This is a genomic window from Paenibacillus endoradicis, from assembly GCF_024721975.1.
Window position 1 is genome coordinate 52,725 of sequence record NZ_JANQBB010000002.1, and the last position, 13,418, is coordinate 66,142.

Below are 13,418 nucleotides of genomic sequence, written 5' to 3' on the forward strand. Positions count from 1 at the left end.
GTAATACAATGACCGAGGTAACTATCGTAATTTTTACCCGTTATCTCTATTGTCACTTTTCGCATCATTTCCGGATTAATATTTAAGCATCGATAGTCCAATGGTTTGTTGTCAATTGATTCACATGCATGATTGTCAAGAGGCTTCAATTTGTAATTCATGATCAAAGAGTACAGTTCTTTCTTCTTGTGCCATCTGAACAGCCTCCTTTCTTACATAGAAAGTAAGTGTAGCATAATTTATTAAGGCTCTCTTGCATGATATTGACTATCCATATAAAAATCCCTCTATCAGAAGAACTCTTCCAAAGAGGGATTACTAAATTGGATAACTCTATATGGCTACTCCACGTATGATACATATTCATTGACAGGCTTACGATAACCTCAAGGTCAACGAGGATACTAAAGTTCTATGTCGAAGATATAGGGAGTCAGACATATTTGAACTGGCCTTATAATTATGTAACCAACAACAGTAGAAAAACAAACATAGGAGAGATGTGAAATGTCTGCTATTAATAGTGTCGATCTACACAGTGTTCCCCTCTATTTCGTCTTTGAGCGTAAAAGCATGAACGAAGAACAATTTAAAGGTACATTTCATGCCCATCAGGGTGTCGAGATTCTTATGATACATGAAGGCAATGGAACTCTCATTGTCGATCAAAAGAGCTATGAGATAAAATCGGGATTAATCTGCATCTTTCAGCCATACACATTACATAACATTCAAATGAATATTAGCGAAGATGTACCTTTTGTGCGCTCTATTGTTCATTATGAGCCCTCATTATATGAAACTTACTTTGAAAAGTGGCCATCTCTGCAAAGTTTTTTTAAGTATATTCATAAAGGCAATCTCTCAGCTTCATTTTGGTGTGATCAGATGGAAATGGAGAGTCTAGCCTCTATTCTATTTAGCTTAGATAAAAATATTCATGCGTTATCTAAAGACCTGTATTTTGAAGAGTTTTCATTGTTTTTAGTTTCTTTTTTCCGAACATTCAAGCAAATATGGGAAAGTAATTCATTAAGTCTGTTCGACCAACAGGAAAGGAGAAAACCACATCAAGTTGAACGAATAATGGAATGGTTAGACAAAAAATTCAAAGAGCCTTTGCGCCTTGAGAATATGAGCCGGGATTTACATCTTTCTGCTCATCATTTATCACACTTATTCAAAGACTGCACAGGTAGTAGCATTTCGGATTATCTTACTGCAAAGAGAATGCAACAAGCTCTGCTACTACTTATGTCTGGTGATTATTCCGTTGCTCGCATATCAGAGGAAGTCGGAATCAATAATTGCTCACACTTCATTAAATTATTCAAAAACCATTTTGGTTCAACACCGCTCCAATATCGTAAACAATGGCTAAGCAATTTGAAACAGTACAGATAATAGTAGAAATCCGCTATTTCTTATTGCACAATACGAAATGCATCACGCTGCGCAATTAAACAAAGCTCAGCGGCTTTAAATGCATGCTCTTGTGTCATTGCATTCTCAGTACGGTTCAAGCAATCTAATATTAATTGTCCAAAGTAAGGATATCCCACTTTTCCTGTAACCTGTATATGTTGTTCTCCTTCTCCGTTCACGAGATATACATGGTCACCTGTAGACTCTCTGCCAATATCAACGTACTTACGTAATTCGATATACCCATCCGTACCCATGATCGTCGTTCTTCCATCTCCCCAAGTGCTTAGCCCTTCGGGAGTGAACCAATCCACTCGAAAATATCCAGTTGCTCCATTGTCACCAATGAATGTAGCATCGCCGAAATCCTCGAAACCAGGATACTGAGGATATTGATAGTTTGCGACTTTACTATGAGCTAAAGTCGCATTTTTTGCACCTGTAAAGTATAAAAATTGTTCGATTTGATGACTCCCAATATCACAAAGTATTCCGCCAAAGTGCTCTCTTTGGAAAAACCACTCCGGTCTATGCGCCAAGTTTATACGATGCGGGCCTAGACCGATTACTTGCAACACACGACCAATCGCACCTTGCTCAATTAATTGACCCGCGTAGATTGCACTTTCATTATGCAGTCGCTCACTGTAATAAACCGCATACTTTCTTCCTGTTTCTGCTACCATCGAACGCGCGGCTTCAAGCTGATCCAAAGTTGTAAATGGAGCTTTATCCGTGAAATAATCTTTACCCGAAGCCATCACTCGCAGTCCAAGTGCACATCGTTCAGATGTAATTGCTGCCCCTGCAACGAGCATAACTTCCTGATCCAGTAGAATCTGTTCTAACGAATTCGCAACACGAGTATTCGGATAGTTTTTAATAAATTTATTAACTTTCTCTTGATCAGGATCATATACCCACTTTAACTGACCACCCGCTTCTAGAAGCCCATTACACATCCCATAAATATGTCCATGATCTAAGGCTGCCGCTGCGAAAATAAATTGCCCAGGTTCGCATACCTGTTTACTCTCGCCAACTGGCGCATAGTTCATACCATTTGTTTTTTGCATATTAATCATCTCCTAAAATATATTATGATAATGTCCAGAGCTACTACTCTCTAATTAAAAATAGTACTGAAAGAATAAGCTATCATTTGTAATCACTGCCAGTACTAATAGGAGCTACTTGAAAATTTTCGATCGATGTTTGTTTCTCATAAAAATGGGTTGCATTCGCTTGAATGCCTTCCCTCGTATAGAAAGGGTCATTAGGCTGAAGAGGCAATTGCACAAGCACACCTGTACTTGCCGACTTATAAATTGCAGTAATTAATTCTAACGTTTGGCGACCACTCATTCCATCAATAAGTAATTCTGAAGCTCCCTCAATCGCTGAAAGCATATTATCAATTTGGCCTGCATGCCCTTCATAATGTACTTCAGGTAAACTCTCATATAATTTATGAAGCTCAGCCTCAAGCTCATTATTAGTTTCAGGGAACCCATTCGGGGTTGAAATTGAAGCTTTTACCTTCCAAGGAACAGAAACTCTTGCGTCAGTACCTTGAATGATCAACTGCTGCTCTTCGCCATGATGAACGACTGAACTTGTAATCTGACCAAGAGCTCCGCCATCAAAACGAAGCATAGCAACTGATAAATCCTCTACTTCGGCATTATCGTGCGCTACATTACTCATAAACGCTTGTACTTGACTAGGACAGCCCACCATCCAGAGCATGGCATCGATGTGATGTACGGCATGATTTAACGTTGGCCCTCCTCCTTCTTTTTCCCAAGTGCCTCTCCACCACAAATCATAATAGCAGTGACCTCTCCACCAGAATGAATCAACTTGTACATGTACAATTTCACCCATTAGACTACTATCAATGACCGACTTTAACTTCATCATCGGCGTTCTGAATCGGTTTTGCGCGACAACCGACAACAATTTCCCTGTTTTTTGAGCAGCATCATTCATCCGATCGCATTCCTCCAATGAGGAAGCCATTGGTTTCTCAACTAGCACATGTTTATTAGCCTCAAGGAATTCAACCGCCAATACAGCATGGGTATATGGGGGCGTGCAAATAGATATTAAATCGATATCTTTATCTAGAATGTCTTTATAATCAGTGAACACACTAGCTTCAAGCCCAAATTTTTGAATTTGCGCTAAAGCTTTTTCTTCATAAATGTCGACGATTGCTACAACTTTACAACGGGTAGGAAACTGCAAGTACGCCTCAATATGGGCGCTGGAAATAGCACCTGAACCAATAATAGCTACTTTTAGCATCACTAGACCTCCAATATATTTGATATGAAGATCGTATCAATATTCCCATTGCTTTTGTATATGGATATTGTGTAAAAATACCGCTACTTTGTGGTCCGTTCAAATGTTTTTATAATTATCCATTTGAGTATATAAAAAGAAAAAGCTCTGATGTAGCAGTTATCTAACTGCTACATCAGAGCTTACATTTGAGGGTCCATTGAGTAACAATGATCTCTTAGTATTACTTTCATCATTTATTAATAAGTATGACCTCAGTAGTCTCTTGTAATAGTTTCAATACATCTTCTTTACTAGTTTCATTAGCCATAGCATCTTGCATTATCTCATCTGTAACTTCATAAAATTTATTTTGCTGTTCCTGGCTAATAAACGGAACTATTCTAGTAAAGTTAAGTGGTGCTACACTATAAAACGCATGTAAATCTACATCTAAAATTTTACTAGAAAACTCTTCTCTTGCAGGTAATGAAGAAAATGAATTGCTCTTTTGTTCCAACTGTGAAAATTTTTCTCCATTAATATATTTAATAAAATCAACACTCTCTTCAATATGGCTTGAATCTCGATTAACACTAAATAGAGCATCGGGTTGCATAGCATCAAAACTCTCTAGTGAAGAATCAGTTGGTACGGTAACAACTCCCCATTGGAAATCAACATTATGCAAATCATTAATTAAATAGGAATAGTCCAACGTTAAAGCCACAATGCCTTCGGAAAATTTAGAATCCTCTAATGGAGTTAACTCTGGATAATTGTCTCTTGTAAAAACTCCTCCATTTCTTGCATTGTCAATTACCAAATTCATAATAGTATTCCAACCCTCTGTGTTGAAAGTTACATCACCAGATTCGTTAGCATATTGTACCTTCATGGTGTCTGCTATATTCATGGCTAAATCAAATAAAGTTCTATCGTAATAAAAACTGATGATCTCATTATCTATAGCCTCATCAGCTTGGGATAATCTACTAGATAATTCCAAAAATTCACTCCAATTCATTCCATCAATAGGATATTTAACTCCCAGTTGATCAAAGATTGTTTTATTATAGTATATTGCCTTTCCTCTAAATGATGGAGACAACGCATATATACTGCCGTTACCACCTTGGCGTAAGTAATCTAGTAAATTAGAATTGATTTGATCCATACGGAAATCCTTCGATTTCTGGATATAGGTATCTAGATTCAACAATTTCCCTTCATCTACAAGCCCCTCATAATAATCGAAATTAAACTCAGATAATATATCAGGTTGTTCAGTTTTAACAATTTCTAAGTACTGTTCTTTACTTAAACCATTCCTATTATAATTATCTAAAGGTACGATCTCAAAATCAATGTTTTCATTAATTGCTAGATATACCTTTCCATACTTGTTCATAAATTCATCTGATGAATTGTATAACACTTTCAGTGTAACTTTCTCTTTTTCCGGTTGAACAGCACATCCAGAAAGTAACAATATAACTAGCAGAAAAGCTATCGTTTTCTTCATCATAAACCACCTTCATTTTAAAAATCACTATTATTTCTAAATAAATCATTAACCTTAATATCATTAACAACTTTAAATTTAGCAAATACAGATTAATATGTCAATAATTAACATAGCGTAAAATCAACATATAATCCATAACAAAACGAGCCATAGAAACGTAAAATGTACCCTTTGTAAGGACATTTTAGTGATTCTACGGCTCGTCATATTGTTAGAGTTATTACCCAGCTAGTTGCTGAAGCTGTTCAATTATCATGCGATGAACAAATTCACTAAACTTCTCTTTTCCCTTATGCACAACCTGCTTATCCTAATTGAATGGGAGGGGTAACCGCAATTTTGTTGTTTTCCTCCATCATATCATCTTTTTCTTTTTGAAAAGGAAGCATACACTAACTATGAAAGATATTAAGTTTCCAATTCTATTGACGTATTTTCACTCGTTGCAGACGAAGAGCATTTAATACAACGGAAACTGAGCTCAATGCCATAGCTGCACCCGCTACCCATGGTGCTAATAGACCAATTACCGCTATCGGAATACCAAGCGTATTATAGCCGAGTGCCCAAAATAGATTTTGTTTAATATTCGTCATCGTTTTGCGACTCATATAGATTGCATCAGGGATACTTGAAAGATCACCGCGCATCAAAGTCACATCAGCAGCCTCCATAGCTACATCAGTTCCTGTTCCAATAGCCATTCCTATATCTGCCGTTGCTAATGCGGGAGCATCATTAATGCCGTCCCCGACCATCGCTACTTTCTTCCCTTGTGCTTGAAGCTTCTTCACTTCTTCTGCCTTTCCTTCTGGTAAAACTTCTGCAAGTACATGATCGATACCGACTTGAGCTGCAATCGCCTTAGCTGTTCGTTCATTATCTCCAGTGATCATAATGACTTCGATACCCATTTCTTTCAGTCTACTTACTGCAGCAGATGAGGTTTCTTTGATCGTATCCGCTACAGCAACCATACCTACGAACTCATTATTGATTGCAACAAGCATTGCTGTTTTACCGGATTCCTCAAGTTTGGACATCTGTTCATATGACTGAGTTGCATCGACTCCGAACTTATCCATTAAGCGTCTTGTACCTATTAACAATTCTTTACCTTCAACGACAGCTTTAATTCCATAACCAGGGATAGCTTCAAAAATTTCCGTGCTTGGTAGTTCAATGTTTCTTTCTTTGATACCAGTAACAATAGCTTCTGCAAGTGGATGCTCAGAGTTTTTCTCAGCTGCTCCCACGAGTCTAAGAAACTCCAATTCATCGCCTTCTACTAATACATCAGTAAGTTCAGGTTTCCCTTTCGTTACTGTACCTGTTTTATCAAGAATGATCGTATTAATTTTATGAGTTTGCTCTAAATGCTCTCCGCCTTTGAACAAAATACCTAATTCTGCTGCACGCCCAGATCCGGCCATAATAGATGTTGGTGTAGCAAGACCTAGTGCACATGGACATGCGATAACCAATATCGCGATTGCTTTTTCCAAAGCCCCTGCAAAGTCACCAGGTGTCACCAAGAAGTACCATACTAAGAACGCTACAACTGCAATGCCGACTACTATTGGAACGAAAATTCCTGAGATGACATCGGCAACTCTCTGGATAGGGGCTTTCGAACCTTGAGCTTCTTCTACCACCTTTATAATTTGAGCAAGTGCGGTATCCTTACCAACTTTTGTTGCTCTAATACGTAACATACCATTTTTATTAATTGTTGCACCGATGACTGCGTCACCAGTTTTCTTCTCTACAGGTAAACTCTCCCCAGTTAACATTGATTCATCAATGGAAGAGATTCCTTCTAATACTTCTCCATCGACTGGTACTTTATCACCTGGACGAACAAGTACAATATCACCTGTATTGACTTCATCAACTGGAATGTTCATTTCTTGACCATCACGGACAACGAGTGCGGTCTTCGCTTGAAGTCCCATCAAAGACTTAATTGCTTCTGACGTACGACCTTTAGCTAATGATTCGAACAATTTCCCCATAAGAACTAATGTAATAAGAACCGCACTTGTTTCATAATACATTTCCGGTCCGTGGTGAATACTACCTCCTGCGACTGCCCAATCTATTGTTAAGTATAGGCTGTAGAAATACGCAGCAGAAGTGCCAAGCGCTACTAGAACGTCCATGTTGGCACTACCATTTCGTAGTGCTTTATACGCTCCGATATAGAATTGTCTTCCGATATAAAATTGTACAGGTGTAGATAGTGCCAATTGAAACCAAGGATTCATAAAGAGATCAGGAAGCCATATCCAAGAAGTGAAGGAAAAGTGACTTACCATTGCCCATAGCAGTGGAAGAGATAAAATTGCAGATACAATAAGTGTTCTCTTTTGCCTTGTAATTTCTTTCTGACGACGTTCAGCTGGATCTCCTTGCTCTTGTTTCGCAACTGCCTTATAGCCCAGTCTCTCTACACGTTTTTGCATATCTGCTACTGAGATTTCCAAAGAATTATATTCTACGTGGGCACTTTCTATTGCAAAATTGACTGTTGCATGACTAACACCAGGTAACTTATTTAATGTTTTTTCGATTTTCAAAGCACATGCTGCACAAGTCATGCCAACCAATTCTAACTCTACTTCTGCTTTAGTTACTCCATATCCAAGCTTTATAATGCTTTCTTCCATTTTGGCAACACTTGTTTTATTGGGATCATAAGATACTGATGCACGTTCCAATGCAAAATTTACGTTCGCTTCTGATACGCCCTCAAGTTTGTTTAATCCTTTTTCGATACGGTTAGCACATGCTGCACAGGTCATACCAGTAAGTTGCAATGAAGTTTGTTTCTCTATATTATTGGTTTCCATCGTAAGCAACCTCTTTCTTAGACGTCATATCCTTGTTCTTCAATAGCTTCTTTTATCTTATCAAGAGATTTTATATTTTCATCAAACTCTACGCTAACCTTCCCACTAGCAAGGTCTACGGTCCCTTTAACTCCTAGATCTTGTAATGCTCCTTCAATCGAATTAACGCAGTATCCGCAAGACATTCCTTTTACATCTAATACTATATTTATCATCTTTCATATCTCCTTATATTTTCAAATGATTTATTAAGTACGTACTAAATATACCCCCATACCCTATATTTAGTCAAGTCATTATCTTATTAACTTGCTTATAACTTTAAGTTTTATCCAAACTTAACTGTATTCAACATAAATACATAAAGCCGACCACTAGTGGGACTAACCCACAATGGACGGCTTTATGTATTTATTTTAATAAAATGTAACTCTCGAGTACTATATGAAGTTAAGTAATTTTCGATACATTACTTCGTAATTTCACTCTCTGTCACCCATTGATGATTTTTAACGATCTCTCCGCCAGTTGTTGGAGTGTAATCAACCATATAAACCGTTGTTTGCTCAGCGGTATCAATAGTGGCTGTTGCTCCATTCATTCCCTTCATATGATCCGTACCTAAGACGATTTGATCACCAGGTTTATATGGCTCTGCTTTATGATCTTTAATTTCCTCTTGTATGACCCATTTATGGTTTTTCACTTCACTACCACCTGTAGTTGGAGTATAAGACACTTCATATACTGTTGTATCATATGCTCCTACAATAGTTGCTTGGGCTCCGTTCATACCCTGCATATGCTCTGATTGTATAGTAACTTTCTCTCCCACTTTATAAGTCGGATTCTTTGCATCTTTTAAACCTGAAGGCACTATGCCCGAGCCAGAATGGTTCATATCCCCCATTGCCATATTGCTGTGGTTTGAAGTATTAACACTTGTATTGGCCCCACAAGCACTTAAGGTAAGAGAAAGCATCATTGCAACACTTAGATTTACGATTTGTTTTTTCAAATTAAATACCCCCTTGTACTATTATTTCATATAGACTTGTACCCTATACCAAGCTAATTAAACAATCTTATATGTTTAATTCACATGTAAATAAAATTCCCTCTACAGTATATAGGTCAATATTTACTACCTTCACCTTTTCACTTATTATTCCCAATAAAAAAAGGATTCTTTCGAATCCTCACATCGTACTTACTTCATAAGTTTATTTATTGTAATTAGCAGTTCATCAATAACTTGATTTTCACCTTCGTGAATACGATCTATAACACAACTCTTCATATGATGTTCCAAAAGTAGTTTCCCAACACCATTCAATGCAGATTGCACCGAAGAGATTTGATTAAGCACATCATCACAATAAGTGTCCTTCTCAATCAAACCTTTTAATCCTCGTACTTGCCCTTCAATTCGATTAAGACGATTAATCAAACTTTTTTTTGTTTTATCAGAATGGTGACTTTTCCGCTCAGCTGAACCACATGTTTCATGCGTTTGAGTATTACCTATTTCGATGTTCTCTCCCACTCGCCGCACACTCCCTTCTGTTTAATTATACTATAGCCCTCTCTCAATATTCAAAACCAGAAAAAGAGACCTGAAATTTTCATTTTTGTTTATTTAGGTTCTAATTAAACATATAGAAAACTATTTGTGAACAATAACGGAAACATATTGAACACAAACGAACATTGTTGTATCATTCTAGTTAAGGAAATATTATCTAATAAAGAGGAGCGATATATTATGGAAATTCGTTATGCATCTCACCCGCAAGAAGTTAAAGGTTACGACACAACTCGTTTACGCCAAGATTTCTTAATGGAATCATTATTTACTGAAAATGAACTTATGCTTTATTACAGTCATGTTGATCGTTTCATTACTGGAGGTGCATTTCCAACTACAGCAGCTATTAAGTTGGAAGCAGATCGAAAAGACATGGGATCCGATTTCTTCTTAGAACGCCGTGAGATTGGTATTATTAATATTGGTGGGCAAGGTAAAGTTACCGTAGATGGTACCACTTACTTAATGGAACCAAAAGATGGACTTTATATTGGTCTTGGTGCTATAGACGTTGTATTTGAGAGCATTGACGCTTCTAATCCAGCTAAATTCTATATCAATTCCAGCCCTGCACATAAAAACTATCCAACGGTTCATATACCAATCAGCGAATCTACACCAGCTCATCTGGGAAGTCCTGCAACATCCAACGAGCGAGTTATCAATAAGTACATTCACCCTCAAGGGGTTCAAAGCTGTCAGTTAGTTATGGGATTGACTATGTTGAAACCTAATAATATGTGGAATACAATGCCGTGCCATACTCATAATCGTCGTTCTGAAGTCTATTTTTACTTTGATATGCCTGAAGATGGCGTTGTATTTCACTTAATGGGTGAACCGCAAGAAACTAGACATCTTGTCGTTCGCAACGAACAAGCACTTATCTCACCAAGCTGGTCTATCCATAGCGGTGTAGGCACAAGTAGCTATACTTTTATTTGGGGAATGGCAGGAGAGAACCAAATCTTCGATGATATGGACCATGTTGCCATGCAGGATATAATGTAGTAAGGGCTTGTCATCGGATCAGTATTGATCGATGAGGGCGATTACTTATATGAAGGAATGATTGATTTGTCTAGTATGAAACGTCATCAGCAAATAATGGAGTTACTCATTCAACAAGGGGAAGTTAAAGTACAAGACCTCAGTGAACAGTTAGATGTCACAGGCAAAACGATTCGTACTGATTTAGAATTGCTAGAACAACGAGGTCTTCTGACGAGAGTTCACGGTGGGGCAGTCTTGAAACACGCTGCAGATCTTGGACTGCTTTCCCTGCATATTCCGAATCAGAAACATATCAATGAAAAAAGTATCATTGCACATAAAGCGCTAGAATTAATAGAAGAGGATGATATAATCGCCCTTGATGGTGGAAGCACAACGCTCGAAATTGCCAAGTTGTTAGAAGACAAGCCGCTTACTGTCATTACGAACGATCTGTTTATTATGAGCGAGCTCATTCGTAAAACAAAAATACGTCTTGTTGTTCCTGGTGGCTATCGTAATCGTAACTTGCTTGTTGGAACAGAGGCGATAGCTTTTATTCGCAAGCTGAATATTCAGAAGGCTTTCATAACAACAACAGCAATCCATCCTGAACAAGGTCTCTCGATTTATACGAGTGAGTTGTATGACATGAAACGGGCTTTGCTAGAAACTGCGAAGAAAGCATACTGCTTGGTGGACTCTAGTAAGTTTGGCAAGACGGCATTGTTAACCTTTGCCCATTTGGATGAGTTTTGTTCTATTATTACTGATCGAAATCTATCAGCTGATGATGTTCATACCTATGAGGAGCACAAGGCAAAGCTTATGTTTGCGGATTCTCCTCATCTGACCAATTATTGAGATAACAATGGAGGAATAAATAATGAATCAATTATTTCAATTATCGGGTCGTACTGCTATCGTAACTGGTGGTGGTGGTGGACTTGGCTTAGGGATGGCTAACAGTTTAGCTAATGCTGGAGCAAACATCATTTTAATGACACATAACGAACCTAAACCAGAGGTACTTGAGCAGCTACGTTCACATAGTGGCACAATTCATTCTATAACTGCCGATTTATCTGATCTGGCTAAAATTAACGATATCGCTACTGAAGCTATTAATCTAGCTGGTGGTAAAATAGACATTCTAGTCAATAACGCGGGTATTATTCGTCGTACACCTGCGGCTGAACATTCCCTTGATGATTGGCATGCTGTATTGGATGTAAATATGAATAGCGTGTTCTATCTATGTCAAGCAATTGGTAAGCATATGATCGAACACGGCAGTGGCAAAATAATTAATATTGCTTCTATGCTTTCCTTCCAAGGTGGGATTAATGTTCCTGGATATACGGCATCTAAGCATGCGGTCGCTGGTATTACGAAAGCATTAGCTAACGAATGGGCTTCAAAAGGTATTAATGTTAACGGTATTGCGCCAGGATATATGGCAACAGATAATACGACTGCTTTGCGTCAAGATGAGAAACGTAGCGCTGATATACTAGGGCGAATTCCTGCTGGCCGCTGGGGTACACCTGATGATTTAGCAGGTCCTGTAGTTTTTCTAGCCTCCAATGCTTCTGATTATGTAAATGGTCATATTTTATGTGTTGATGGTGGTTGGATGAATCGCTAATCCTTTAGAAACGGTGGTGTAAATCTATGAGCAGTAATTTGTTTCTTTCCGTTATAGGAGATGACGGTTCTGTTAAAGCTAACAATTCAGACGATGGTCAAGTAAGTCTGCTATACACGAATTTATACGAACCCGGAGATTCTATTGTTCTAAAAAGTTCAGCAGAAAACTTGTATTTGATTATCCAACTAGAAGATTCAATGAGTCCAGAATTAGTGTATTCTTCAGAAGCAGAGTTTAGATTTGTTATTCCTTTTGGCGAGAAGAGATCATCTTATTCTCCAAAATCATTTACTGGTGACAAACATTTTCTTACAGCTCGGGTTGCACTAAGTGAAGAGATTCAATCCTATCGGAATCTCGCAAGAAATGGCTATGATCATCATAGTAACGCCTCATTATTCCCACATGTAAGTGCCAATGTACAAACTCGTGGCGAGACTCAATTTGCGGCTAGAAATGCGATTAACGGGAATATCACTAACTACTCTCATGGTAGTTGGCCATTTGAATCATGGGGAATTGATCAAAGGGAAGATGCTGAGCTTACTGTGCATTTTGGAAGAATGGTAGAGGTCGATAAAGTAAGCTTAATTCTTAGAGGGGATTTCCCTCATGATAACTATTGGACGAGTGCGAAACTCACATTTTCAGACGAAAGTGAGCAAATCGTGCAACTTTTCAAGACGCTGGATAAACAAACCGTTCGATTCGATACTAAGAAGGTAGTATGGGTGAAGTTAAGCGAACTTATAAAATCCGATGAACCGTCTCTGTATCCGGCGCTAACTCAGATTGAAGTGTATGGACGTGAATTCTCTTAGAGGTTGTTCAAAAGGTGGACTTTGATAACGATGACTAGGCTAATTTAGAATACTCGGCTTCGAATATGAAACGGACTTGGGAAGTTTAGCATAAGCTTCTGATATATGTTTCTTGCAGAAACATTGTAAATACGCGTGTACCAATAACGTACACTTGCGATTACTTCTCCCGGTAAATAGCTCCATCTTCTCGACTTTAGAAAGTCAGCTTCTTGAACTTGAACTTACATTATAAGAAAATAAACTTAAGAGTCATCAAGGAATTTTTCTT

At 38.0% G+C, this 13,418-nt stretch carries 12 protein-coding genes; 5 read left to right on the forward strand and 7 right to left on the reverse strand.

The window, feature by feature from the left end; all coding sequences use genetic code 11:
- The first annotated feature begins 507 nt into the window (after nucleotides 1–507).
- On the forward strand, nucleotides 508–1,404 hold the full coding sequence (locus tag NV377_RS06650) for an AraC family transcriptional regulator (RefSeq protein ID WP_258200423.1): 897 nt from the start codon (nucleotides 508–510) through the stop codon (nucleotides 1,402–1,404).
- Between the two features lie 20 nt (nucleotides 1,405–1,424).
- On the opposite strand, the gene NV377_RS06655 is transcribed toward NV377_RS06650, so the two are convergent.
- From NV377_RS06655 to NV377_RS06685, 7 genes are all read right to left on the reverse strand, one after another.
- Entirely contained in the window at nucleotides 1,425–2,501 is a 1,077-nt protein-coding gene (locus NV377_RS06655; protein ID WP_258200424.1) for a Gfo/Idh/MocA family protein, read from the reverse strand.
- An 82-nt stretch (nucleotides 2,502–2,583) separates the two neighbouring features.
- Nucleotides 2,584–3,735, reverse strand: coding sequence for a Gfo/Idh/MocA family protein (locus NV377_RS06660; protein WP_258200425.1), 1,152 nt, complete (start codon nucleotides 3,733–3,735; stop codon nucleotides 2,584–2,586).
- Nucleotides 3,736–3,967: 232 nt separating this feature from the next.
- Nucleotides 3,968–5,242 carry an ABC transporter substrate-binding protein gene (locus NV377_RS06665; RefSeq protein ID WP_258200426.1) on the reverse strand — a complete coding sequence of 425 codons (1,275 nt, stop codon included), beginning with the start codon at nucleotides 5,240–5,242 and terminating at the stop codon, nucleotides 3,968–3,970.
- A 422-nt stretch (nucleotides 5,243–5,664) separates the two neighbouring features.
- A complete protein-coding gene (locus tag NV377_RS06670; protein WP_258200427.1) occupies nucleotides 5,665–8,094 on the reverse strand; it encodes a heavy metal translocating P-type ATPase in 2,430 nt (809 codons plus the stop codon).
- Between the two features lie 17 nt (nucleotides 8,095–8,111).
- On the reverse strand, nucleotides 8,112–8,309 hold the full coding sequence (locus tag NV377_RS06675) for a cation transporter (RefSeq protein ID WP_258200428.1): 198 nt from the start codon (nucleotides 8,307–8,309) through the stop codon (nucleotides 8,112–8,114).
- Nucleotides 8,310–8,563: 254 nt separating this feature from the next.
- Nucleotides 8,564–9,112 carry a YdhK family protein gene (locus NV377_RS06680; protein WP_258200429.1) on the reverse strand — a complete coding sequence of 183 codons (549 nt, stop codon included), beginning with the start codon at nucleotides 9,110–9,112 and terminating at the stop codon, nucleotides 8,564–8,566.
- 192 nt (nucleotides 9,113–9,304) lie between these two features.
- Nucleotides 9,305–9,640: a metal-sensitive transcriptional regulator gene (locus NV377_RS06685; protein ID WP_308860077.1), complete on the reverse strand. Its 336-nt coding sequence runs from the start codon at nucleotides 9,638–9,640 to the stop codon at nucleotides 9,305–9,307.
- A gap of 219 nt (nucleotides 9,641–9,859) precedes the next feature.
- Between NV377_RS06685 and kduI the strand changes: the two genes are divergently transcribed.
- The 4 genes from kduI (at nucleotide 9,860) to NV377_RS06705 (ending at nucleotide 13,147) form a co-directional block, all read left to right on the forward strand.
- Nucleotides 9,860–10,693 carry a 5-dehydro-4-deoxy-D-glucuronate isomerase gene (gene kduI, locus NV377_RS06690; RefSeq protein WP_258200430.1) on the forward strand — a complete coding sequence of 278 codons (834 nt, stop codon included), beginning with the start codon at nucleotides 9,860–9,862 and terminating at the stop codon, nucleotides 10,691–10,693.
- Nucleotides 10,694–10,768: 75 nt separating this feature from the next.
- Entirely contained in the window at nucleotides 10,769–11,539 is a 771-nt protein-coding gene (locus NV377_RS06695; protein WP_308860114.1) for a DeoR/GlpR family DNA-binding transcription regulator, read from the forward strand.
- Between the two features lie 22 nt (nucleotides 11,540–11,561).
- Nucleotides 11,562–12,323, forward strand: coding sequence for a 2-dehydro-3-deoxy-D-gluconate 5-dehydrogenase KduD (kduD, locus tag NV377_RS06700; protein WP_258200432.1), 762 nt, complete (start codon nucleotides 11,562–11,564; stop codon nucleotides 12,321–12,323).
- 26 nt (nucleotides 12,324–12,349) lie between these two features.
- Nucleotides 12,350–13,147: a carbohydrate-binding protein gene (locus NV377_RS06705; RefSeq protein ID WP_258200433.1), complete on the forward strand. Its 798-nt coding sequence runs from the start codon at nucleotides 12,350–12,352 to the stop codon at nucleotides 13,145–13,147.
- Nucleotides 13,148–13,418: the final 271 nt, after the last annotated feature.

Bases quoted from the DNA above. Each gene is read 5' to 3' on its own strand.
- NV377_RS06665 (WP_258200426.1), bottom strand. From the start codon at position 5,242: ATGATGAAGAAAACGATAGCTTTTCTGCTAGTTATATTGTTACTTTCT.
- NV377_RS06650 (WP_258200423.1), top strand. From the start codon at position 508: ATGTCTGCTATTAATAGTGTCGATCTACACAGTGTTCCCCTCTATTTC.
- kduD (WP_258200432.1), top strand. From the start codon at position 11,562: ATGAATCAATTATTTCAATTATCGGGTCGTACTGCTATCGTAACTGGT.
- NV377_RS06660 (WP_258200425.1), bottom strand. From the start codon at position 3,735: ATGCTAAAAGTAGCTATTATTGGTTCAGGTGCTATTTCCAGCGCCCAT.
- NV377_RS06655 (WP_258200424.1), bottom strand. From the start codon at position 2,501: ATGCAAAAAACAAATGGTATGAACTATGCGCCAGTTGGCGAGAGTAAA.
- NV377_RS06705 (WP_258200433.1), top strand. From the start codon at position 12,350: ATGAGCAGTAATTTGTTTCTTTCCGTTATAGGAGATGACGGTTCTGTT.
- kduI (WP_258200430.1), top strand. From the start codon at position 9,860: ATGGAAATTCGTTATGCATCTCACCCGCAAGAAGTTAAAGGTTACGAC.
- NV377_RS06675 (WP_258200428.1), bottom strand. From the start codon at position 8,309: ATGATAAATATAGTATTAGATGTAAAAGGAATGTCTTGCGGATACTGC.
- NV377_RS06670 (WP_258200427.1), bottom strand. From the start codon at position 8,094: ATGGAAACCAATAATATAGAGAAACAAACTTCATTGCAACTTACTGGT.
- NV377_RS06695 (WP_308860114.1), top strand. From the start codon at position 10,769: ATGAAACGTCATCAGCAAATAATGGAGTTACTCATTCAACAAGGGGAA.